At 73.2% G+C, this 22,837-nt stretch carries 17 protein-coding genes; 11 read left to right on the forward strand and 6 right to left on the reverse strand.

Annotation, left to right across the window (positions count from 1 at the left end; translation table 11 throughout):
• Positions 1-29 precede the first annotated feature (29 nt).
• On the reverse strand, positions 30-671 hold the full coding sequence (locus tag ACIBP6_RS14200) for an Lrp/AsnC family transcriptional regulator (protein WP_342776315.1): 642 nt from the start codon (positions 669-671) through the stop codon (positions 30-32).
• Between the two features lie 106 nt (positions 672-777).
• Between ACIBP6_RS14200 and ACIBP6_RS14205 the strand changes: the two genes are divergently transcribed.
• The 6 genes from ACIBP6_RS14205 to ACIBP6_RS14230 all read left to right on the forward strand — a co-directional run bounded on the left by ACIBP6_RS14205 (position 778) and on the right by ACIBP6_RS14230 (position 7,150).
• Positions 778-2,352 (forward strand): ABC transporter substrate-binding protein, encoded by a 1,575-nt coding sequence (locus ACIBP6_RS14205; RefSeq protein ID WP_397052129.1) that lies wholly within the window; start codon positions 778-780, stop codon positions 2,350-2,352.
• 9 nt (positions 2,353-2,361) lie between these two features.
• Positions 2,362-3,504, forward strand: coding sequence for an ABC transporter permease (locus ACIBP6_RS14210; RefSeq protein WP_397052131.1), 1,143 nt, complete (start codon positions 2,362-2,364; stop codon positions 3,502-3,504).
• A complete protein-coding gene (locus ACIBP6_RS14215) occupies positions 3,501-4,379 on the forward strand; it encodes an ABC transporter permease (protein ID WP_246075574.1) in 879 nt (292 codons plus the stop codon). The genes ACIBP6_RS14210 and ACIBP6_RS14215 overlap by 4 nt, the downstream gene beginning before the upstream one ends.
• Positions 4,376-5,149: an ABC transporter ATP-binding protein gene (locus ACIBP6_RS14220; protein WP_397052133.1), complete on the forward strand. Its 774-nt coding sequence runs from the start codon at positions 4,376-4,378 to the stop codon at positions 5,147-5,149. The genes ACIBP6_RS14215 and ACIBP6_RS14220 overlap by 4 nt, the downstream gene beginning before the upstream one ends.
• Positions 5,146-6,054, forward strand: coding sequence for an ABC transporter ATP-binding protein (locus ACIBP6_RS14225; RefSeq protein WP_397052135.1), 909 nt, complete (start codon positions 5,146-5,148; stop codon positions 6,052-6,054). The genes ACIBP6_RS14220 and ACIBP6_RS14225 overlap by 4 nt, the downstream gene beginning before the upstream one ends.
• A 133-nt stretch (positions 6,055-6,187) precedes the next feature.
• Positions 6,188-7,150, forward strand: coding sequence for a M24 family metallopeptidase (locus ACIBP6_RS14230; protein ID WP_397052137.1), 963 nt, complete (start codon positions 6,188-6,190; stop codon positions 7,148-7,150).
• A 16-nt stretch (positions 7,151-7,166) separates the two neighbouring features.
• On the opposite strand, the gene ACIBP6_RS14235 is transcribed toward ACIBP6_RS14230, so the two are convergent.
• Entirely contained in the window at positions 7,167-7,772 is a 606-nt protein-coding gene (locus ACIBP6_RS14235; protein WP_397052139.1) for a DedA family protein, read from the reverse strand.
• 111 nt (positions 7,773-7,883) lie between these two features.
• Between ACIBP6_RS14235 and ACIBP6_RS14240 the strand changes: the two genes are divergently transcribed.
• The 5 genes from ACIBP6_RS14240 to tuf all read left to right on the forward strand — a co-directional run bounded on the left by ACIBP6_RS14240 (position 7,884) and on the right by tuf (position 13,715).
• Positions 7,884-9,317, forward strand: coding sequence for a sensor histidine kinase (locus tag ACIBP6_RS14240; protein WP_397052141.1), 1,434 nt, complete (start codon positions 7,884-7,886; stop codon positions 9,315-9,317).
• 16 nt (positions 9,318-9,333) lie between these two features.
• Positions 9,334-10,029 carry a response regulator gene (locus ACIBP6_RS14245; RefSeq protein WP_397052143.1) on the forward strand — a complete coding sequence of 232 codons (696 nt, stop codon included), beginning with the start codon at positions 9,334-9,336 and terminating at the stop codon, positions 10,027-10,029.
• A gap of 93 nt (positions 10,030-10,122) precedes the next feature.
• Entirely contained in the window at positions 10,123-10,884 is a 762-nt protein-coding gene (locus ACIBP6_RS14250) for a GNAT family N-acetyltransferase (protein WP_397052145.1), read from the forward strand.
• A gap of 130 nt (positions 10,885-11,014) precedes the next feature.
• Entirely contained in the window at positions 11,015-12,319 is a 1,305-nt protein-coding gene (locus ACIBP6_RS14255) for a UDP-glucose dehydrogenase family protein (protein ID WP_397052147.1), read from the forward strand.
• A 223-nt stretch (positions 12,320-12,542) separates the two neighbouring features.
• Positions 12,543-13,715, forward strand: a complete 1,173-nt coding sequence (gene tuf, locus ACIBP6_RS14260) for an elongation factor Tu (protein ID WP_397052149.1) — start codon at positions 12,543-12,545, stop codon at positions 13,713-13,715.
• A 135-nt stretch (positions 13,716-13,850) separates the two neighbouring features.
• On the opposite strand, the gene ACIBP6_RS14265 is transcribed toward tuf, so the two are convergent.
• From ACIBP6_RS14265 to ACIBP6_RS14280, 4 genes are all read right to left on the reverse strand, one after another.
• Complete coding sequence (locus tag ACIBP6_RS14265; protein WP_397052153.1) at positions 13,851-16,661, reverse strand: glycoside hydrolase family 2 TIM barrel-domain containing protein; 2,811 nt, start codon at positions 16,659-16,661, stop codon at positions 13,851-13,853.
• Between the two features lie 33 nt (positions 16,662-16,694).
• Positions 16,695-18,017, reverse strand: coding sequence for a M20 family metallopeptidase (locus ACIBP6_RS14270; RefSeq protein ID WP_397052155.1), 1,323 nt, complete (start codon positions 18,015-18,017; stop codon positions 16,695-16,697).
• Between the two features lie 47 nt (positions 18,018-18,064).
• Entirely contained in the window at positions 18,065-19,240 is a 1,176-nt protein-coding gene (locus ACIBP6_RS14275; RefSeq protein ID WP_397052157.1) for an amidohydrolase family protein, read from the reverse strand.
• 121 nt (positions 19,241-19,361) lie between these two features.
• Complete coding sequence (locus ACIBP6_RS14280; RefSeq protein WP_397052159.1) at positions 19,362-22,754, reverse strand: phosphodiester glycosidase family protein; 3,393 nt, start codon at positions 22,752-22,754, stop codon at positions 19,362-19,364.
• Positions 22,755-22,837: the final 83 nt, after the last annotated feature.

Consider the following 22,837-nt stretch of genomic DNA (forward strand, 5'->3'; position numbering starts at 1 on the left):
GGCCGTGACCGCCGGTCGGGTTCGGTGGGTCAGTCGTCCTTGCGGAGGGCGTTGCGGCCTTCGGCGGCGCCCACGAAGCGCATCTTGCCGAGGGGTACGTCGCCCTGCGTCTCCTGGGCAGTACGTCGCGCGGGGCGGTGGGCGGGATCGCGGTCGCTCGGCAGCACGTACGGCCGTTTGAGCACCTCGTCCAGGATGAAGACGGTCTCCGTGGCCTTGACCGCCGGGATGTTGGCCAGCCGGTCGGTGACCATGGTGTGCACGGCGGCCACGTCGGCCACCCGGACCTGGATCATGGCGTCGTGCTGCCCGGTGGTGATCGCGCAGTACTCGACCTCGGGCATCCTGGCCAGTTCCGCGCGGAACTGCTTCCACATCTGCTGGCGTACGGTGACGAAGATCAGCGCGGTGATGCCCAGCCCCGCCCGCACGTGGTCGATCTCGGCGGTGAAGCGCTTGATGGCGCCGTCGGCGCGCAGCGCCTCGAAGCGCGTGTAGGCGTTGGCGCGGGAGATGCCCACCCGCTCGGCCAGCGCCGCGACCGAGATCCTGCCGTTCTCGCGCAGGACCTCCAGGATCTTCATGTGGACGTCGTCCAGTTCGAGACCGATGCCGATCCGTCCAGCCTGACCGCCGCCGCCACTCCCATTTCTGGAAATTTCACTCATCATTACCTCATCGCGCTCGATATACGTCTCGGTGACCGCACGGTGCCTGGACGATCTGCCCGACAATCCTGGACATCTTTCTGCCGAACGTCCAATTTGGAGGACCCTCATGGCGACCCGCTCGCAGACGGCGGCTGTGCTGCTCGCCGGTGCACTCGCCCTCGCCGCCTGCGGAAGCGGCGGCACTCCCCAGGCCCCGGCCGCCTCCGGGAGCAAGACCCTCGTCATCGACACCTCCTTCGACCTCAAGACGGCCGACCCGGGCCGCACGTACGAGCCGACGGGGCTCATCGTCGGCAAGGCGGTCTACGAGACGCTGCTGACGTTCGACGGGGCGGACGTGACGAAGCCGATGCCGGCGCTGGCCGAGTCGTACGAGCTGTCCGAGGACGGGAAGACGCTGACGCTCAAGCTGAAGCAGGGCGCCACGTTCGCCGACGGCGCCCCGGTGACGGCCGACGACGTGGTGTTCTCGCTCACGCGCGTACGCGACATGAAGGGCACGCCGTCGTTCCTCCTGGACGGCGTCGAGGTGGCCAAGACGGACGAGTCGACGATCACGCTGACGTCGCAGGCGCCCAACCCGGCGCTGCCGTTCATCCTGCCGAACCCGGCGCTCGGCATCATCAACAGCAAGCTGGCCCAGCAGCACGGCGCGACCACGAACCCGCAGGACAAGGCCGAGCAGTACCTGAACTCCTCCTCGGCGGGGTCGGGGCCGTACCAGATCGAGTCGTTCAACGTCAGCAGCCAGGTCACCCTCAAGGCGAACCCCAAGTACCACGGCCCCAAGCCCGCCTACGAGCGGGTCGTCATCCGCAACGTCGAGGCCGCCACGCAGAAGCTGAACGTCTCACGCGGCGACAGCCAGATCGCGCTCAACCTGTCGGGCGACCAGGTCGCCGGCATGCCGGCGACGCTGCAGGTGAAGAAGACCGCCTCGGCGAACGTCATCTTCCTGCTGGCCAACCAGGACTCCGCGATCAGCCAGACCACGCCGAACGCCAAGTTCGTCGAGGCCGTGCGCAAGGGCGTCGACTACGCGGGGCTGCTGGAGCTGGCCGGTGAGGGCTCGACCCTGGCGCCGGGCGTCATCCCGTCGCAGATCCTCGGCGCGCTGCCCGCCGGCCAGGCGCCCGCGCGCGACCTGGAGGGCGCCAAGGCGGCGCTGGCCGAGAGCGGGCTGAGCAACCCGACGGTCAAGCTGGAGTACCCGAGCGAGCTGACCGTGAACGGCCTGTCGTTCCAGCCGCTGGCCGAGCGCATCCAGGCCAACCTCAAGGAGGTCGGCATCACGGTGGACCTCCAGCCCGCGCCCGTCACCACGGCCCTGGACAACTACCGCAACGGCAAGGAGGAGATGGGGCTGTGGTACTGGGGTCCGGACTACCCCGACCCCAGTGACTACCTGGTCTTCCTGCCCGGCAAGACGGTGGGCCTGCGGGCCGGCTGGAAGGAGGGCTCGAACAAGGAGCTCGAGGAGGCCGGCGACAAGGCCGCGGCGGCGATCGGCGACGAGAACCGTGCGGCCGCGTACGCGGACGTGCAGAACAAGCTGAACGCCGAGGGGCCGTTCATCCCGCTGCTGCAGCCGAGCCAGAACATCGTGACGGCGGCCTCGGTGACCGGGCTGGAGTACCACCCGGTGTGGACGGTCGACATCGCCGACCTCGGCGTGAAGTAGGAGCCGCAGGTGTCCGACACCACGGGCCCGCCGCCGTCCGGCGGCGCGGGCCCGTCCTCCACGCGGAAAGAACCCCCGCCGTCCGACGGCGCGGGCCCGCTCGCCACGCGGAAGAGCCGCAGGCGGGGGGCGCATCCGCTGGCGCGGTTCCTCGTCCGGCGGGTGCTGCTCGCCGTGCTGATGGCGTGGGGCATCACGCTGGTGACGTTCGTGCTGACGAACCTCGTGCCCGGCGACCCGGTGGCCGCGAACCTCGGCCAGCGGGCGCTGGGCGACCCGGCCATCGTCGCCCAGTGGCGCGCCGAGCACGGCCTCGACCAGCCGCTGTGGCGCCAGTACCTGCTCCATCTGCAGGGCCTGCTCCAGGGCGACCTCGGCACGAGCCAGCAGAGCCACCGCCCGGTCAGCCAGGACCTGGCGGAGTTCGTCCCGGCGACGCTGGAGCTGGCGGGCGCGGCGATCCTGGTCTCGCTCGTGCTGGGCGTGGCGTTCGGCGTCGTGGCGGCGCTGCGCCGTGACCGGCTCTCCGACCACGCGCTGCGGGTGCTGAGCCTGATCGGCATCTCGGTGCCGACGTTCTGGCTGGCGCTGATGGCGTTCTACGTGTTCTTCTACCGGCTGCAGCTCACCCCGGGCAGCGGGCGGGTGGACGCGGCGCTCGGCCTGGCCCCGGCGGTGACCGGGATGCAGACGGTGGACGCGCTGCTGGCCGGCCGCTGGGACATCTTCTCCTCCGCCGTCGCCCACCTGGTGACGCCGGCGCTGGTGCTGGCGCTGTACACGATCGGCCTGCTCACCCGCTTCACCCGCTCGGCGGTGCTGGAGGTGCTGGGGCAGGACTACGTGCGTGCCGCCCGTGCCAAGGGCCTGCCCGGCCGGGTGGTCCTCTTCCGTTACGTCCTGCGCTCGGCCCTGGTGCCGATCATCACGGTGGCGGGCCTGGCGTTCGGCAGCCTGCTGTCCGGCACCGTGCTGGTCGAGGCCATCTTCGCCTGGCCCGGCATCGGCCAGTACGCGTACAAGAGCGCCACCACCCTCGACCTGCCCGCCGTCATGGGCGTCGGCCTGGTGGTCGGCGTCGTCTACCTCGTCATCAACCTGGTCGTGGACGTCCTGTACGGCGTCATCGACCCCCGAGTGAGGCTCCATTGAGACGGCGAGACCCCCTGGCCCGCAAGGGGCTGCTGCGGCGGCTGCCCGAGGCGTGGCGGCAGCCGCTGGCCGTCGTGGGCGCGGTGCTGGCCGTGGCCTGGCTGGTGATCGCGCTGGCCGCGCCCGTCCTGGCGCCGCACGACCCGCTCGCCCAGGACCTGCCCCGCCTGGCGCCACCGGGGCCGGACCACTGGTTCGGCACCGACCAGCTCGGCCGCGACATCCTCAGCCGGGTCATGTACGGGGCGCGCGTGTCGATCCCGCTGACGCTGCTGCTGGTGGCGTTGTCGGTGCTGATCGGCGGGCTGCTGGGCGCGTGCGCGGGCTACTTCGGCCGCTGGGCCGACGAGACGATCATGCGGGTGGCGGACCTGGTGTTCGCGTTCCCGACCGTGATCCTCGCCATGGTGGTGGCCGCGGCGCTCGGCCCGAGCCTGGCGAACGCGGTGCTGGCCGTGCTGGTCGTCGCCTGGCCTTCCTACGCGCGGGTGACGCGGGGGCTGGTGCTCGGGGTGCGGGAGCGGGAGTTCGTGCTGAGCGGGCGGCTGCTGGGCTTCTCGGCGTGGCGCTCGCTGCGGGTGGACGTGCTGCCGAACGTGACCGGCCCCGTCCTGGTGCTGGCCACCCTGGACATCGGCACCGCGCTGCTGCTGCTGTCGGGCCTGTCGTTCCTGGGCCTGGGCGCCAAGCCGCCGTCCCCGGAGTGGGGGGCGATGGTGGCCTCGGGCGTGGAGGTGTTCGACAGCTGGTGGGTGGCGACGTTCCCGGGCCTGGCGATCCTGACCGTGGTGCTGGCGTTCAACTTCCTGGGCGACACGCTGCGCGACGCGCTGGACCCGCGTACCGCCCGCGCGATCAAGGAGCGTGCGCTGTGACGCTGGACATCAGCGGGCTGAAGGTGTCGATCGGGGGCAAGGAGATCCTCGGCGGCGTCGACCTGCGGCTGGCGGCCGGGCGCGTGCACGGGCTGGCCGGGGAGAGCGGGTCGGGCAAGACGATGACCGGCCTCGCGGTGCTCGGGCTGCTGCCGCACGGCGCGCGGGTGTCGGGCTCGATCCGGCTCGGCGAGCGGGACCTGCTGACTCTGCCGCCCAAGGAGCTGAACCGGGTGCGCGGCGGCGAGGTCGCCATGGTCTTCCAGGACCCGGCGACGAGCCTGCACCCGATGCTGACGATCGGCAGACAGCTCACCGAGCACATGCGGCACCACCTGAGACTGGGCCGGGCCGAGGCGAAGGCGCGGGCCGTCGAACTGCTCGGCAAGGTCCGCATCCCGGGCCCGGAGGAGGCGTACGGGCGGTTCCCGCACCAGTTCTCCGGCGGGATGCGGCAGCGCGTCGCGATCGCCATCGCGCTGGCCTGCTCGCCGAAGGTGCTGATCGCCGACGAGCCGACGACCGCGCTGGACGTGACCGTGCAGGCGGGTGTGCTGCGGCTGCTGCGCGGGCTCTGCGACGAGCTGGGCCTGGCGGTGCTGCTGGTGACGCACGACCTCGGCGTCATGTCGGCGGTCGCCGACGAGGTGAGCGTGATGAAGGACGGACTGGTCGTGGAGTCGGGGCCGCGCGGCCAGGTGCTGCGCGAGCCGGCGCACGCCTACACCCGGTCCCTGCTGGACTCCCTACCGGATGCGGAGCTGCGATGACCCTGCTGAGCATCGACGACCTGGTCGTCGAGCACCGCTCCCCCGGCCGTCCCGTCGTGCGGGCGGTGGCCGGGGCCAGCCTGACGGTCGGACCAGGGGAGGTCGTCGGCCTGGTGGGCGAGTCGGGGTGCGGCAAGTCGACGCTGGCCCGGGCCGTGTGCGGGCTGAACCCGATCACCGAGGGCTCGATCACGTTCGACGGGGAGCCGGTCACGCCGCTCGGGCTGCGGCGCAGACGGCTGATCGGCATCCAGATGGTGTTCCAGGATCCGTACGCGTCGCTGAACCCCCGGCGGCGGGTGGGCGACCAGATCGCCGACGGGCTGCGTACCGTGCGCGACACCGCCACCGCCCCCGCCGACCTGCTGGAACGCGTCGGACTGCCGCGCGAGTTCGCGGGGCGGCACCCGCACGAGTTCTCGGGCGGGCAGCGGCAGCGCGTCGCCATCGCGCGGGCGCTGGCGGCCCGGCCGCGGCTGCTCATCGGCGACGAGCCGATCTCCGCGCTGGACGCCTCCGCGCAGTCGCAGGTGGCCCGGCTGATGCGGGACCTGGCCGTGGAGTCCGGGGCGGGGTTGCTGTTCATCAGCCACGACCTGTCGGTGGTCCGGCTGATCGCCGACCGGATCGCGGTGATGTACCTGGGCCGGATCGTCGAGGTCGGCGACACGGCGGAGGTGTGGGCGGACCCGCGCCACCCGTACACCCGCGCGCTCCTGCGGGCCGTCCCCAAGCCGGACGGGCTCGGCGTGCTGCCCGCCGAGCTGCCCGGTGACGTGCCGGATCCGGCGAGCCCGCCGGGCGGGTGCCGGTTCCATCCGCGCTGCCCGCTCGTGATGGACGTGTGCCGCGAGAAGGACCCGGACTTCGGCCCGGTCGCCTGCTGGCTGCACGACCAGCGGTGACCACCGTTCCCCCGCGTTCCCCCGAAGGAGAGAACCCCTGACGCAGGACCACCCGGCACCCTCACCCGAGCAGAGCCCCGAGGCACCGGCCGCTTGTCTCCCGCTCCCTTCCTTCCTGGAAGGAGACAAGCCCGTGGGGCGGGTGGTGGCCGTCCGGGAGGGGATGGCGCGGGCCGGGGTCGACGCGCTCGTGTTGCGGCCCTCTCCCGACTACCGGTTCCTGGGCGGGCGTGGGGGCGCGTACCTCGTCGTCACCGCGGACGTGGTGGCGGAGACCGGAGATCCGGCCGCGCTGGTGCCCGAGGGGGCGCGGCGGGTCGGTGTGGACCCCGAGATGCGGGTGCGGGAGCTGTTCGGGCTGGCGATCGAGGCCGACTTCGTGCCCGCCTCGTCCGTGCTGGCCCCGCTGCGGCTGCGCAAGGAGCCGTACGAGATCGCGGCCATCGGGCGGGCGGTCGCCGCCGCCGAGGCGGTGCTCCGGCAGGCGCGGGAGCTGGCCTGGTTCGGGGCGACCGAGCGCGCGATGGCCCGCCGGCTGCGCGTGCTGATGGCCGAGTCGGGCTGCGAGGAGGTGCTGGCGGTGCGGGTCGCGGCCGGCGAGCACACGGCCGTGCCCGCGCACGTCCCCGGCGAACGGGTGATCAACCCCGGCGACGCGCTGACGGTGTCGGTGTGCGGCCGGTGGGACGGCTACTGCGCCGAGGTCGCGCGCGTGTTCGCGGTCGCCGAGCCGCCGGAGGACTTCGAGGCGATGTACTCGGTGGTGCCTGCCGCGCACGCCGCCGGTCTGTCGGCGCTGCGGCCGGCCGTCCCGGTGACGGAGGTGGCGAGGGCCGTCGCCGAGGTGGTCGACGGCAGCGGGTACGGCCGCTTCGCCGCGGCGCACGTGGGCCGGGGCATCGGCCTCGGGCACGACGAGGGGCCGCGGCCCGGCGAGGACACCGTGCTGGCGGCCGGCATGACGTTCTGCCTGGAGCCCGCGATCTACGTGCCCGACCTGTTCGGCGCCCGGGTGGCCGACGTCGTGGCGTGCACCGCCGCCGGTCCGGTCGTGCTCGGCTCCAGCCCGCACACCCTGCACGTGCTCGAACGCTGACCCGACGCGGGCCCCGTCACGAACGGCCGCGACGGCGCCGTATCACGGCCACCGCTCCGGCCACGGCCACGATGCCGACGAAGACGGGCACCGCCACGCTGGACGTGGTGGAGACCAGTGACCGTCCCATGGCCACGCCGCCGAACACCCACAACGACGACCACAGGAGCGCCCCGGCCGCGTCGGCGAGGGCGAACCTGCCGTAGCCGACCCCGGCGACCCCCGCGGCCGCGGCGACAAGCGTACGGATGCCGGGCACGAGCCGCGCGACCACGAGCACCCACAGCCCGCGCTCACGGACGAGGCCGGTCACCCGGTTCCAACGGTCCTCTCCGGCTTTGCGGACCGGGGCGCTGCGGGCCAGGGCCGGGCCGAAGCGGCGTCCGAGGAGGTATCCGGCGTGGTCGCCGAGGAAGGCGCCCAAAGCCACGGCCGGCCAGGCGCCCAGGACAAGCCCCTGACCGCTCAGCGCGAAGGCGCCGGCGGCCACGACCGTCTCGCCGGGCACGAACGCCCCCAGCCCGAAGGCGGCCTCGGCGAACGAGGCGGCGAACATGATCAGAACGAGGGTGGGGCCGTGCTCGGACGCGAGGTTCAGCAGGTCGGTGACAGCCGAGGTCATGGCGGTAACGCTAGGAACCGCACCGGCGGCCCGATCAGTCCCTTCGGTGAGCCGCCGGAGTTCACCAAAGTGACTACTGCCCGCGCCCGGCGGCCCGCTAGCGTCACGGGCATGCAGGATGAGACCGTCCGGAGGCTCTGGCTCCCCGTCGTACTCGCCGCGGTCGCCGGCACCGCGGCGGGCGTCACCACCTCGGGTGGTCCGGGATGGACGGTGCTGGCCGGCGTGGCCCTGAGCGCCGGTCTGGTATGGGCGGTACGTCCGGCGTCCGTGCCGGCGATCGCACCGGCCGTCCTCGTCGTGACGGCGGCCATCGCCGGTGCGGCCGGCGCGGATCAGTCCTTGGAAGGTGCCGTCCTCGGCACGGTGGCAGCGCTGGGGATCGCCGTCGTCGCGGCCTTGCCGGCGGGAATCGGCGCCGTCGTACGGCAACGGGCCGCGCACCGGCGGCAGGGGTGGGAACTCGCCCGTGCCGTGGCCGCCGAGGAGGAGGCCCGCGTCGAGAGCGCCGTCGCCCAGGAGCGCGCCACGATGGCCGGGGAGGTCCACGACCGGCTCGGACATCAGCTCACGCTCATCGCCGTCCGGCTCGGCCGGATGACGCTGGACCCGGACGTACCGGCCCCCATCAGGGACACGATCGAGGAGATCCGGGCCGACGCCGCCGACGCCGCCGCCGAGCTGGGCGAGACCGTCCAGTTCCTGCGGGCCGGATCAGCCCGGGCGCCGGCGGTCCAGCCGCTCGGCGAGATCGTCGAGAGTGCCCGCCGATCCGGCCTGCGGATCACCGCGACGCTGGCCGAGGGCCTGGAGGGGCGGCTGGGCGCACACGCCCGGGCCGCCGTGGAACGGGTGGTCACCGAGGCGCTGACGAACGCCGCCAAGCACGCCCCCGGATCGGCGATCACGGTCGAGGCGGACATCGATGACGGCATCGCGACCGTGACGGTACGGAACACCCCCGATGCGAGCACCGCTCCCGCGCCGCCGCCGGGACATGCGAGCACCGCCGAATCGCCCGCGCCGTCGTCGCGACATGGGCTCGCATCCCTGCGCCACCGGCTGGAGATCCTCGGAGGGCGGCTGGACGTCGAACGCGGGCGGGGTTTCGTCCTGCGCGCCTGGGTGCCGGCCGACGCGGCGCCGTCGCCGGCGCCGAACCGGACGCAACAGGTCGTCCTCCAGGAACGTGCCATGGCCGAACGGGCCCGCCGCACCCGGCGGCTGGCCTGGACGGTCCCGGTGGCGCTGTCCGGGGCGGCGGTGACCCTGGCGGTGTCCTATTTCGTCTACGTCACCGCGTTCTCCGTGCTGTCACCGGGCGAGTTCTCCCGGATCCGGATCGGCATGGACCAGGCCGAGGCCGAGGAACTCCTGCCGTCCGTGGAGATGCTGGACGCGCCGCGCGACGTGCCGGCGCCCCGACCCGGCGAGACGTGCCGCTTCTACGAAGCCTCGCTGAGCTTCTTCGCCCGCGACGACGTCCACCGCGTATGCTTCGGCGACGGAACCGTGGCCACCGCCGACCTCATTTCCGCACCTTGAGGAGCCGTCCTCGCACATGACCGAGCTCCCGCCCGTGCAGGACGAGGTACGGCTCATCGTCGCCGATGACGATGACCTCGTACGGGCCGGAATCGTGGCGCTCCTGCACACCGATCCGGCGCTCGCCGTCGTCGCCCAGGCCGGCGATGGGCACGCCGCTCTCGACGCCGTCCGCCGTCACCGGGCCGACCTCATGCTCCTCGACATCCGCATGCCCGGCCTGGACGGGCTGCGCACGCTGGAACACCTGCGCCACGAACATCCCCTCTTGCCGGTGGCGATGCTCACGACGTTCACCGACGAGGGCTACATCGCCGACGCGGTGAGCCTGGGCGCGCTGGGATTCCTGTTGAAGTCCGACGGCCCCCGCGAACTCATCACCGCGGTCAAGGCCATCGCCGCCGGCCACGCGGCGTTCTCCCCGCGGGTCGCCCGCTGGCTGGTACGCGCGGAGGCGACGGCCCGCATCCGCCGCGGTCGTTCGGCCCGGACCCTTGTCGACACCCTCACCGCGCGCCAGCGCGAAGTCCTCGCCGAACTGGCCACCGGCGCCTCGAACGCCGAGATCGCCCGGCGGCTGCACCTCACCGACGGAACCGTCAAGCAGTACCTGCGCGGCCTGTTCGACCGGCTCGGCACCGAGAACCGGGTGCAGGCCGCCATCCTCGCCCACGAGGCCGGGCTCCCCGAACAGCACGACACGCGGTCCTGATTCGAGCCGCGCACGGCCGCGGTCTCGTCCTCCACAGCCGGAAACCCTGAACCCGGCGGCCGGAGGCGGCGGCCGGTCGCGTACGGTGGCAGCGTGATCGAGGTCAGGGAGCTGCGCGAGACGGCGGAGTTCCAGCGGGTGAACACGCTGTTCGACGACATCTGGCACTTCAGCCCCGCCGAGCCGCCCGTCACCCTGGAGCTGATGCGGGTCCTGTCGCACATCGGCGGATACGTGGCCGGCGCGTTCGACGGCGACCGCCTCGTCGGCGCCTCGGTCGGGCTGCTCGCGGCCGGCGGCGTCCTGCACTCCCACGTGACCGGCGTGACCGCGGGCGGCGCCGGGCTGGAGCTGAAGCTGCACCAGCGCCGCTGGGCCCTGGAGCGCGGCATCGACCGCGTCACCTGGACCTACGACCCTCTCGTACGCCGCAACGCCCACTTCAACCTGGCCAAGCTGGGCGCACGGCCCCAGGAGTACCTGCCGTGCTTCTACGGCGTCATGGAGGACGCGATCAACCGCGGCGACGAGTCCGACCGCCTGCTGACCGTCTGGCCGCTGACCGCGCCGCACGTCGAGGCCCTCGCACGACGGGAGGCCCGCGCGACGCCGGTGCCGCGGGACGCGGCGGTGGCGCTCGCCGACGAGGGCGGACGCCCGGTGCGCGGGCCGGCGGACGCCGAGACCGTGCTGGTCGCGGTGCCCGCCGACGTCGAATCCCTGCGCCGTACGGACCCGGGCCTCGCCAAGGCGTGGCGGCTGGCCGTCCGCGAGGTGCTCGGCGGCCTCATGGCGGAGGGCCGCCAGGTCACGGGCTTCGCCGGCCGCTCCTGGTACGTCGTACGGAAGGCGTGACCGCGCGCGGACCGCGGTGACGAGGGCTACCGGCGTGAGGGCTCCGGGGGCGCGTTATGGTGAAGCATTCTTCGCCGGTCAACCCCTCCCGGGCGCGGGTGGCCCGGGTCTTCCCCCGCACGAGAAATGGATGGTCAGCATGGTTCGCACGCCGGAAAGGCGGGTCGCCGTGTTCGGTGCCGGTTACATCGGTCTGGTGACCGGCGCCTGCTTCGCCGAGCTGGGCCACCGGGTGGTGGTCCGCGACATCGACCCGGAGAAGGTCGCCCTCCTGCGGTCCGGTGAGGTGCCGATCTACGAGCCCGGGCTCGGCGACATGATCGCCCGCAACAAGGAGCGCCTGACGTTCACGCTGGATCTGGAGGAGACGCTCGACGGCGCCGAGATCGCGTACGTCTGCGTGGACACCCCGCCGTCGGCCTCCGGCGACGCCGACCTGTCGCGGCTGTGGTCGGTGGTGCGGTCGCTGGAGGGGGCGGCCCATCTGAAGGCCGTGGTGGTGAAGTCGACCGTGCCGGTGGGCACCGGCGCCCGGGTGCGGGCCGCGCTCGACGAGGCTGGGCTCTCCCACGTCGGGTACGCCGCCAACCCCGAGTTCACCGCCGAGGGGCGGGCGGTCGACGACTTCCTGCACCCCGACCGCGTCGTCATCGGCGCCGAGGACGACGCCACCGCCCGCCTCATCGAGGAGCTGCACGCCGGCGTGGACGGCCCCGTCGTGGTGATGGACGTGCGGTCGGCCGAGATGGTCAAGCTGGCCTCCAACGCGCTGCTCGCCACGAAGATCAGCTTCATCAACGAGATCGCGACCCTGTGCGAGAAGACCGGCGCCGACGTCGAGGAGGTCGCCAAGGCCGTCGGCCTGGACCACCGGCTCGGCCCCCACTTCCTGCGCCCGGGCATCGGCTGGGGCGGCTCCTGCTTCCCGAAGGACTCCGAGGCGCTGCGGCAGCTGGCCAGCAACACCGGCTACCACCTGCAGCTGCTGTCGGCCGTGATCGAGGTCAACAACCTGCAGAAGCGCCGGGCGATCCAGACGCTCAAGGAGGCGCTCGGCACGCTGACGGGCATGCGGGTGGCGCTGCTGGGGCTGACCTTCAAGCCGGGCACCGACGACATGCGGGAGGCGCCGAGCACGGTGCTGGCGGCCCGGCTGCTGGCCGAGGGGGCCGAGGTGCGCTGCTGGGACCCGATGGCCAGGCCGCCCGCGGCCGAGCCGTGGTCGTCCACGACCCGCCACGAGACGCCGGAGCTGGCGGTCGAAGGCGCGGACGCGGCGATCCTGGTCACCGAGTGGCCGCAGCTGAAGGAGGCCGACTGGGCGCACGCGGCCGCGGTGATGCGCCGCCCGGTGTTGTTCGACGGCCGCAACCTGCTCGACCCGGCCGCGATGCGGGCGCTCGGCTTCACGTACATGAGCGTCGGCCGCCCGTAGGCCGCCAGGGAATAATCCGTTGCCGTGCGGCGCTGATCGCCGCACTATGGTCATCATGTTCCGGTACGCCCACCTCGCGACGCCCGCACTGCCGGGCGCGCTCGGGCGTGCCTGCGACGGCCTGGAGCGCTGACCTCTTCCCGTAAGTCCTGAAGTGACCCGGCGGGGGGAGGTTGTCGGCCCTGACGGGTCACGCATTCTTCAGGCTTCGAGAGAAGGAACCATGGCCAAGCAGGCCTACGTACGCAACAAGCCGCATCTCAACATCGGCACGATGGGCCATGTCGACCACGGCAAGACCACGCTGACCGCGGCCATCACGAAGGTGCTGGCCGCGCGCGGGCAGGCGACGTACACGCCGTTCGAGCGGATCGACCGGACCCCGGAGGAGGCCTCCAGGGGGATCACGATCAACATCTCGCACGTCGAGTACGAGACCGACACCCGGCACTACGCCCACGTGGACATGCCGGGCCACGCCGACTACGTGAAGAACATGATCACGGGGGCGGCGCAGCTCGACGGCGCGATCCTCGTCGTGTCCGCGCACGACGGGATCATGCCGCAGACCAGGGAGCACGTGCTGCTCGCCAAGCGGGTCGGCGTCGAGCACCTGGTCGTGGCGGTCAACAAGGCCGACGGCGCCGACCCGGAGCTGACCGACCTGGTCGAGCTGGAGCTGCAGGAGCTGCTGTCCGAGCACGGGTACCGGGACGTCCCGATGGTGCGGGTGTCCGGGCTGCGGGCGCTGGAGGGCGACCCGGCCTGGACGGCGTCGGTCGAGGCGCTGCTGCGCGCGGTGGACGAGCACATCCCCGTGCCGGTGCGGTACGTGGACGCGCCGTTCCTCATGCCGGTGGAGAACGTGCTGACGGTCACCGGCCGCGGCACGGTCGTCACCGGGGCGATCGAGCGCGGCACGGTGCGGGTCGGCGACACGGTCGAGGCGGTCGGGTTCGGCGACGGGTTCTCCGCCGTCGTGACGGGCGTGGAGACGTTCGGCAAGACGATGGAGCGCGGTGAGGCCGGCGACAACGCGGCCGTGCTGCTGCGCGGCGTGCGCCGCGAGCAGGTGCGGCGCGGCATGGTGCTCGCCGCGCCGGGCACGCAGCAGGCCCTGGGGTCGTTCACCGCCCGGGTGTACCTCCTCACCGCGGAGGAGGGCGGGCGGCGCAGGCCGATCGCGTCGGGTTACCGGCCGCAGTTCTACCTGCGCACGACCGACGTGCCCGGGGAGCTGACGCTGCCCGACGGGCTGGACGCCCGGCCGGGTGACACCGTGGAGGTGACGGTGCGGCTGGGCAAGGCGGTGGCGCTGGAGGCCGGCCTCGGCTTCGCCGTCCGCGAGGGCGGCCTCACGGTCGGCGCCGGCACCATCCTCACCGCCCCGGCTTGACCTCGCGGACCCGGCCCTGATGGAAGGGGCCGGGTCCCCTCCACCCCCCGCCCGCTCGATTGCGGGCAACCGTCCGGCGCCGTCGCGTGATGGGGCGAGGCGGGTTCGCCGGCTCGCCCCCACCGCACGGCGGGGTCAGGAGGGGTCGAAGCGGAGGCGGAGGGTGGCGCGGCGGGCCATGAGGTTGTACGCGGGGAGGGGGCCGGGGCCGCAGGTGGCCGTGCCGATGCCCTGGTGGGCGAGGTCCAGGTGGAGGTGGACCCGGTCGCCGGGCACCAGGTCGGGCCGGTGGCGGGCGCGGGCGAGCTCGTCCGTGCTCCACGGCCGGGCGGTCAGCCCGAACGTCGGCTCGCCCGACACCCGGAACGCCCCGAGGTCGGCCCAGCGGACGTCGGCGCGGTGCCCGTTCTCCTGCGGGTGGACGTACGGCGTCTGGAGCTCCTCGACGGTGGCCGACCAGCGGCCGATCCGGGCGGCCATGCCGGTGTCCGGGTAGACCTCACCGGGGCCGGGCCCGAACCAGGTGACCCGGTCCACCGCGGCGCGGGGCAGCGACATGGTGATCCCGAGCCGCGGGATCGGGTCGTACCATTCGCCGTCGGGCTCGATGTCCAGGATGAGCCGGAGCCCGCCGTCGAACGTCCACCGGTACGTCGCCCGCATGCCGAGGTCGGTGGCGGCCGGCGCGACCCGGGTGCGGACGGTGAGCCCTTCGCCGAAGGAGACGTCGTCCACCCGGTGGGTGAGCCGGTGCAGGCCGAGCATGCGCCACTTGCGTTCGAGGCCGCCGTACCGGTCGTTGTCGGTCGGCGCGCGCCACAGGTCCAGCCGGGGGCCTTCGACCTCCACCCCGAACAGCCGGGTCAGCCGCCCGGTGGCCGCGTCGAACGCGCACCCGCCGGCGGTCACCTCGCCGGCTTCACGCGCGAAGGCCGACACGGCCACCCGGGCGTGGGCGCCGGCGCGGGATCCGTCGCCGGCGGTGGGCCGGGGCTCGGGGCGGGCCAGCAGCGCCTGAGCCCAGGCCACCTCGTGGCCCGCCGTCGCCCACGGCAGGTCGCGGGCCAGCACGGCGCGTACGGTCAGCCATCGCTCCCCGGCGGGCCCGTCCGCCGTGTCGGGCAGCTTGCACTCGCCGCCCGCGGCGGGCACGTCGAGCCGGTGCTCGGCGACCGTCTCCCCCTCGACCTGCACCGTGGCGACGAACTCGAGGTGGGACAGGTCGGTGTAGCCGTAACCGTTGACGACGCGGACGATGCCGTCGCCGAACTCGATCCGCACCGGCTCGAAGACCTTCTTCAGGTCGAGCAGCCCGGGTGACGGCGTCCGGTCGGGGAAGACGAGGCCGTCGATCACGAAGTTGCCGTCGTGCAGGGGCTCGCCGTAGTCGCCGCCGTAGGCGTAGCCGAACTCGGGGTGGGCCAGGCCGTGGTCGATCCACTCCCAGACGAACCCGCCGGCCAGGCGCGGGTAGCGTTCGAACAGCTCCTGGTACTCGGCCAGGCCGCCGGGGCCGTTGCCCATGGCGTGGGCGTACTCGCACTGCAGGAACGGCATCGCCCGCCGGCGCGCGTCCAGCGCGGGGTCGTCGAGCGGGTCCTCCTCGTAGCGGCCGATGGCCTCGACCTCGGCGTGGGAGGCGTACATGCGGGAGTAGACGTCGGTGTGCGCGCAGGACCGGTCGCCCTCGTAGTGCAGCGGCCGGGACGGGTCGCGCTCGCGCGTCCAGTCGGCCATGACGGCCAGGTTGCGGCCCACGCCGGCCTCGTTGCCGAGCGACCACATGATGACGCTGGGGTGGTTCTTGTCGCGTTCGACCATACGGCGCATGCGGTCGAGCAGCGCGTCGGCGTAGCGGGGGTCGTCGGTGGGGTTGCCGCGCCAGCCGACCTCGCCGAAACCGTGGGTCTCCAGGTCGCACTCGTCGACGACCCACAGGCCCAGCTCGTCGCACAGGTCGAGGAAGGCAGGGTGGGGCGGGTAGTGGCTGGTCCTGACGGCGTTGACGTTGTGCCGCTTCATGAGCAGCACGTCCTCGCGCATCGTCTCGTACGGGACCGCGCGGCCGTGCTCCGGGTGGAACTCGTGCCGGTTGACGCCCTTGAGCAGCAGCGGCCGGCCGTTGGCGAGCAGCACGCCGTCCTCGATGGAGATCGTCCGGAAGCCGATCCGCAGCCGGACCGTCTCGTCTGGGCAGGTCACCACGGCGTCGTACAGGCGCGGGGTCTCGGCCGTCCACGGCTCGGCGTCGACGGTGACCCGCGCGCCGGGTTCGAGGCCGGTGACGCCCAGTTCGGGCACGCTGAGCGTGCCGGAGCCCGCGAAGCTCAGCGTGCCGCGACCGGCTTCGTAGGAGGCGTGCACGAAGACGTCGGCGGTCGAGCGGGTGAGCGTCACGTCGCGGAAGATCCCCGGCAGCCACCACATGTCCTGGTCCTCCAGGTACGTGGCGGCCGACCACTGGTGCACGCGTACGGCCAGCACGTTGCGCCCGGGCCGGAGATGGGGCCCGGCGTCGTACTCGGCGGGCAGCCGGCTGCCGGTCGAGTGGCCGAGCTCGTGGCCGTTGAGCCAGACCCGGGTGAAGGAGTCGGAGCCCTCGAACCGCAGCCTGCCGCCCGTCCAGTCGCCCGGCAGGTCGAAGACGCGGCGGTAGTCGCCCGTCGGGTTCTCGTCGGGGACGTGCGGCGGGTCGACGGGGATCGGATAGACGACGTTCGTGTACGCCGGCGTGCCGTGGCCGTGCAGGACCCAGTGGGACGGGACGGGGAGTTCGTCCCACGAGGAGTCGTCGTAGCCGGGGTCGGCGAAGTCGGCGGGGACGTCCGCGACCGGCGAGAGTCGGAAGCGCCACGTCCCGTTCAGATCGAGGGCGGGGGCGTCGGAGCGGAGGAAGGCCCGGGGTTCGAGGCGTCCCGAACCGGGGGCGAAAGTTTCGAGATCCATCGCCGCCGAGCCTAGAGGTTCGCGGCGGTTTCGTCATGGATGAGTTTTGTGTCCCGCTGGGTGGCCGTCCGCGGCGAACCTGCTGGGCGAGGACGCCTCCAGGTAACCCGCCAGGAGGGCCTCCGCGACCGCCGCCACGCTGTCGTCGCCGGGCAGGAAGGCGGGGCTGTGCAGCCCGGCCTCGGTGTCCACGCCGACGAACATCATCAGGGACGGCGCCACCTCGCCGTAACGGGCGAAGTCGTCGGCGCCGCACGAGCGCAGCTCGTCCGTGACGTCCCACCCGTGCTCGCGCAGCCGCTCTCCCGTTCGCACGGTCAGCGCCGGGTCGTTGATCAGCACCGGCTCCCCGGGCCGGATCTCGACCTCGGCCGTGCAGCCGTACGCTCGGGCGGTGTCCTGCACGACCTCGGTGAACCGTTGGTGCAGCCGCTCGCGCCAGGCCGGCGACATCGTCCGCATCGTGCCCCTGGCGGTGGCCTCGCGGGGCAAGGCGTTGGGCGCGGTTCCCGCGTTCACGGTGCCGAACGTGACCACGGTCGGCACCATGGGGTCGGCGGCCCGGCTGACGAGGTGCTGGGCGGCCACGATGACCTGCGCCATGGCCAGCACGGGGTCGCGGGTGAGGTGCGGGTAGGCCGCGTGCCCCTCCACACCCGTCACAGTGACCGTGAACTCGTCGGCCGAGGCGTTCACCGCCCCCGGGGTGCAGGCCACGGTGCCCTCCGGCAGCAGCGGCTGGACGTGCGCGCCGATCATGGCCTGCACCCGGTGCCGTTCGAGGACGCCGGAGCCGACGACGTCGAGCGCCCCCGACGGCTGGGTCTCCTCGCGCGGCTGCAGCACCACCAGCAGCGGCGCCGTCCCCACGACCGCGTGCGAGCCCGCGCGGGGTTCGGCGCCGGCGAGGGAGGTGGCGCGGGGCTCGGGGGTCACGAGGGGCGGCGTGCGGGACTCGGATGTGGCGCGAGGCTCGGAGATCGTGCGGGCCAGGGCGCGGGCGAGTGCGACCGCGGCGGCCAGGTGGACGTCGTGACCGCAGGAGTGCATGGCGCCGTTGGTGGCGGCCCACGGCACCCCCGTGCGCTCGTCCATCGGCAGCGCGTCCAGCTCCCCGCGCACCGCCACGGCCGGTCCCGGGCCGCCGACCCGCACCACGGCGCCCGTGCCGGCCACGCGTTCGGCGTCCAGGCCGGGCAGGGCGCCGAGCACCCGTTCGAGGGTCGGCCTCTCGTGGCCGGACACGCGCGGCCAGGCGTGCAGCTCCCGCCGCAACGCGATCGCGGTCGGCAGTTCCCTGTGCAGCGCCGCCCGCAGCGCCGTCTCCGCATCCGCGCGGCGACCGTCTACCTTCACCTGTTCTCCACCCTCACCTGCTGTCCTCCTTCACCTGCCGCCCTCCTTCACCTCGTGCGCATCCCCATGGGTTCCACGGCCCCCAGCCCGTAGACGCGGCGGGCGTTCTCGGCGCCGACCATGGTCGCGACGCGCACCGCCTGCGCCGGCGACCACTCCCCCTCGGCCACGAACCCGCCCAGCACCCGCGTCATCGCCCGCCGCCACAACATCGCCCCCAGGTAGTGCAGCTCGGCCGGCCCGAACCCGTCGGAGGAGAACAGCAGCTTGGCGAACGGCGCCACCTCCAGGCTCTCGGCCACCAGGGCCTCGGCCCGCGCCCCCGCGTAGCTCACGCCCAGCCCGACGTCGAAGAAGACGTTCGGGTACGCCTGCGCGAGGAACCCCGCGTGCCGGTGGTACGGGTAGCAGTGCAGCAGCATCAGCGGCACCCCGGTGGGCTCGGCCAGCTCGACGAGACCGCGCAGCAGCAGCGGGTCGGAGCGGCGCAGGTCGATGTCGGGGTCGCCGTAGCCGACGTGGAACTGCAACGGCAGCCCGCGCTCGATGCCGGCCCAGACGAGGTAGCGCACCAGCACGGGGTCCGTCAGGCGCCCGCCCCCGGCGGCCAGCCACCGCCCGGCGGCGTCCGTGACCTCCTCGGGAGTGGGCGGCGCGGGGTCGAAGTCGAGCCCGCAGCGGTAGGCGGCGACGGTCTTGAGCCCGCGCGCCGTACGGGTGCGCTCCCACAGCTCCTCCTCGAACCGGCGCGAGAACGCCCCCGCCTCGCACCCGGCGGCGGCCACCTCCTCGGCGACCGTCTCCAGGCGGACCACCTCGTCGGCGGGGACGCCGCTCACCTCCGCCATCCCGGACGGCCCGAGCAACTCCCCGGCCCGGTAGCCGGTCTCGACGAGGAAGTGCCCGATCCCGGCGGCGCCGAGCAGCGTCCTGTTGGTCTCGGCGGCGCCGAGCCGGGCGCGCCTGGCCAGGTACTCCTCGGGCGCGCAGAACGGCTCCAGCTCCAGCAGCGGGGCGCAGTGGCGCAGGATGGCGTAGCCGACCTGGGAGTCGAACTGCGTCATCCACTGCGGCACGGGCCGGTCCGACTCGGTGATCAGCTCCTCGAACGCCGTGCGCGACAGGTCCTGCGTGGACGCGCCGTGCACGTGGTGGTCCACGAGCGGCAGCTCCTCGATGACGAAGGCCAGCCCGCGGGGCACGAGATCGAGCTCCATGGACATCGGCTGCCCCTCCCCCGGTGTTTCCACGATCTCGTACCCGATGCCCCTTCCCGCGACCCGCGGGGACGAACACGGGAGGGCCCCGCGGGACGGCATTCGTCCGGCGGGGCCCCAGGGGTGGTCAGGCGGCGGCCTTGGCGGTCAGCGCCACCTGGGCCCGCTTCGTGACGCCGTTGACCGTGACGGCGACCGTGACCTGGCCCGGGCGCAGCGCCGTGAGCGTGCCCGCCCGCGGGTCGAGGACGGCGACGTGCCACGGCTTGGCCGTCTTGCGCGAGCCGACGTGCAGGTTCGGCGAGCCGGACCACGAGACCGACACCGGGTACGCGGCCGGGACCGTCCGGCCGGCCTGCTCGACGGCGGCCGTCACCGGGGCGGGGGCGCCGACGGCGGCGGTCGCGGGGGCCGTCAGGACGAGGTCGTCCACGTGCGGGCGCACCTGCGTGCCGATCCAGTCGGGCGCGTCGGCGAACCAGTTGCGCCTGACGTGCTCGGCCTCCTTGGGCGTCACCGGGTCGACGCCCCACAACGACCAGCCGGTGAACCCGCCGTCGTCCGGCGCGGTGGCGGGGTTCTTGCCGGAGTTGCCGTTGACGAAGTACGGCACCGCGTCCACCCGGTCGGCGTGGAACGTCCCGACGTGCGCCCCGATGTAGGCGGCGCCCTTTCCGGTGGTGCGCTGGAAGTCGGCCAGCCAGCCCTCCACGAGCGCGGCCTCCTTACGGTCGCCGAGCTGGCTCGCCTTGCCGGGCGTGGGGTCGCGCGGCGGCACGTGGAACAGCACCGCGACCGACCCGATCGCGTCGTCCTTCGCGGCCTCGTCCAGCTCGGAGCGGAGCTGGGCGACCTGGTCGAAGCCGCCGCCGCGCAGGCTCAGCCGCGAGGTGTCGAGGGTGACGAACCGGGTGCCCTTGTGGTCGAAGGTCGTGTACGTGTCGCCGAAGACGGCCCGGAAGTTGGCGATGTCGCCGCCCATGACCTCGTGATTGCCCGGAATGTAGTGATATTTCACCGTTCCGCCGAGTTCTTCGTCGAGGATGCGCTTGGCCAGCGCGAAGTCCTCGGGCGACGCCTCGTCCACCAGGTCACCGTTGATCACCAGGAAGTCCGGGTTCGCCGCCTTGATCTCGCGCAGCGTGCGGCGCGCGTTCTTGACCAGGTCGCTGTCGGGGTTCCTGGCCACGAACTGGGCGTCCGACATGACCGCGAACTTCCACGGCATCTTCGCGACCTCGTCCCTGAGCACCGGGTCGGCGACCTCGGGCGCGGCCGGGGCCTCGACGGACGGCGGCACCTTGGCGACCAGGCCGTCGATCATGATCTCGTTGGTGTAGCTCGCGGCGGCCTTCGTCTCGGCCACGTAGAAGCGCCGCAGCTTGAGCGGGTAGTTGACGCCGGCCGGCACGGTGAACTCGACGTAGCGCCAGCCCGTCCACGTCAGGTAGGGGCCGCGCAGGATCTGCGACTGGCCGAGCGCGTCGTAGAACTCCAGGCTCGGCCACTCGCCCTTGCCGGTCGAGTGGATCCACAGCCCGAACGCCTGCGGCTGCCCGTCGACCACGATCTGCTCGGGCGGGCCGGCGTACGCGGCGCGGGTGGCGGTGGAGGTGGAGAAGTCGTAGGACAGCTTCAGCCCGCCGCCGCTCTGGCCGGGCGCGGCCGACAGGGAGCCGGTGGCGCGGGCGGCGGAGAACGTCCACCGGGCCGCGTCCTCGAAGTCGGCGACCGGCCTGGACTCCATCCCGACGGTCACCGGCACGGCGGTGGTGAGCTTGCCGACCTTGGCGGTGATCAGGCCGGAGGCGGTGTCCTGCCTGGCCTTGACGGTGAAGTAGCCCTGCTCGGCGGCGGTCACCTCGAACAGGCTCTCGTCGTAGTCGAGCTCGAGGTCGGCGGGCTCGACGGGCGCGGAGTTGCCGTTGCGGTCGTAGCCGACCACGCCGAACGTGGCGGTGCCGTCCTTGCCGGCCATGCCCAGCCGGTCGGCGGTGGTGCCGAGCCGCTCCAGCGGCTGCAGCACGGTGAGCTCGATGGTGCCCTCGGCCTTGCCGCGAGAGGCGGTGACGGTGGTCCGGCCGGGCACGAGGGCGTGGAACCTGCCGTCGCGCACGACGCCGTGCACCATGGGGGTGGCCCGCCACGACGGCTTGCCCGCGGCGGGGCCGTACATCTCGTCGTAGCCGGCGGCGGTCAGCCGGCGGGTGAGGCCGGGGAAGACGCGGTCGGGACGGCCGCCCGCCACGGGCGCGACGCCGGGCGCCTTGGCCGGGTCGCTCGCGGTCTCCACCCAGAAGCCCTTCAGCTCGCCGCTGCCCTCGGGCGCGTACAGCGCGAGCCCGTTGGGGACGTGGCGCTCGCCGCCGTCGGAGGGGCTGTTCTCGACCTGGACCTCGGCCGAGCCGGGCTCGCGGGCCAGCATCGTGGACGAGCCGCCGCCGTCGAGGTTGAGCGCGTTCGCCGCGCCGAGGTCGACCATCATGGCGGCCAGCTCGTTCAGGGTGACGCCGCGGCTGTCGGCCTGGCGGCCGTCCACGGTCAGCAGGTGCATCTTCCTGCCGTCGGCGGAGAAGCCGACGGCGGTGCGCGGGTGGGCGGAGGCGTCGGTGGAGTTCTGCACGACGCCGTCCTTGACCAGCACCCAGTTGCCGCCGACGGCGGCCTCGACGGCGCCGCCGTCCGCCGGCTTCGGCTGGTACGTCACGTCGACCTTGTCGCCTGCCCTGAGCGCCGCCAGCGCGGCCGCCCCGGCGTCGCGGCCCAGCAGGATCGACGTGCCGGCCGGGATGGGGCCGGTGCCGGCGGCCGTGCGCACCTCGGAGACGACGCCGTCCGTCAGCACGACCTCGGTGACGGCCGAGGCGCCCTCGACGGCGCGGGCCCGGTTGTAGGAGCCCCACAGCGGCGTGAACAACCCCACGCCGTCGCGCTGGATGATCTGGTTGAACTGGGTGAGCGCGATCGGCGAGCCACCGGCGGGGGTGGCGGTGCCCTCGAAGAACATCTTGATCACGCGGCCGACGCCGTCGCCGCTGACCGCGACGGCGTTCTCGTGGCCGGCGACCGGCGACTGGATGAGGGTGCCGTCCTGCACGCCGATGCCCTGGGCGGCGCCGGAGTTGTTGATGTCGAAGAAGTCGCCGTTGACGGCCGCGACGGCGCGCGAGCGGGTGGCCGGCCCCGACAGCGGCTCGGTCCTGGAGACCTCGCCGGAGAAGACGTAGTCGGCCTCGGCGCTGCCGAGGTCGGCGGTGAGCGCGTCGGCGCGCAGCCAGCCGAGGGCGTCGTAGGTGTCGAACGAGGTCAGCGAGATGCCGGGGGCGACCGGCCGGGTCGTCTTGGCCGTCTCCAGTCTCGGCTGGGCGGCGGCGGCCCGGGCGAGCAGCGTGGAGGACTCCGGATAGGACGACGCTTCGAGCGCGTCCTCTGCGGGCGGTGCCGGGTCGGCCTGTGCGGGCGCGCTCAGCGCCAAGGGGGCTAACAGGAGCGCGGAGGCCAGGATTCTGAGGGTCTGCACGACCAGACTCAATCGCCCGCGGATATAACTTTCAAGACTTGAGGGTGAACTAAAACTAAATTTCAGATCTTGCCCGCCACCGC

Source organism: Nonomuraea terrae (assembly GCF_044465245.1).
Taxonomy (GTDB): Bacteria; Actinomycetota; Actinomycetes; order Streptosporangiales; family Streptosporangiaceae; genus Nonomuraea; species Nonomuraea terrae.

What these genes read in the sequence shown, in the direction of transcription:
- ACIBP6_RS14200 (WP_342776315.1), bottom strand. Translation starts at nt 671, where the DNA reads ATGATGAGTGAAATTTCCAGAAATGGGAGTGGCGGCGGCGGTCAGGCT.
- ACIBP6_RS14205 (WP_397052129.1), top strand. Translation starts at nt 778, where the DNA reads ATGGCGACCCGCTCGCAGACGGCGGCTGTGCTGCTCGCCGGTGCACTC.
- ACIBP6_RS14225 (WP_397052135.1), top strand. Translation starts at nt 5,146, where the DNA reads ATGACCCTGCTGAGCATCGACGACCTGGTCGTCGAGCACCGCTCCCCC.
- ACIBP6_RS14235 (WP_397052139.1), bottom strand. Translation starts at nt 7,772, where the DNA reads ATGACCTCGGCTGTCACCGACCTGCTGAACCTCGCGTCCGAGCACGGC.
- ACIBP6_RS14240 (WP_397052141.1), top strand. Translation starts at nt 7,884, where the DNA reads ATGCAGGATGAGACCGTCCGGAGGCTCTGGCTCCCCGTCGTACTCGCC.
- ACIBP6_RS14245 (WP_397052143.1), top strand. Translation starts at nt 9,334, where the DNA reads ATGACCGAGCTCCCGCCCGTGCAGGACGAGGTACGGCTCATCGTCGCC.
- ACIBP6_RS14255 (WP_397052147.1), top strand. Translation starts at nt 11,015, where the DNA reads ATGGTCAGCATGGTTCGCACGCCGGAAAGGCGGGTCGCCGTGTTCGGT.
- tuf (WP_397052149.1), top strand. Translation starts at nt 12,543, where the DNA reads ATGGCCAAGCAGGCCTACGTACGCAACAAGCCGCATCTCAACATCGGC.
- ACIBP6_RS14265 (WP_397052153.1), bottom strand. Translation starts at nt 16,661, where the DNA reads ATGGATCTCGAAACTTTCGCCCCCGGTTCGGGACGCCTCGAACCCCGG.
- ACIBP6_RS14275 (WP_397052157.1), bottom strand. Translation starts at nt 19,240, where the DNA reads ATGTCCATGGAGCTCGATCTCGTGCCCCGCGGGCTGGCCTTCGTCATC.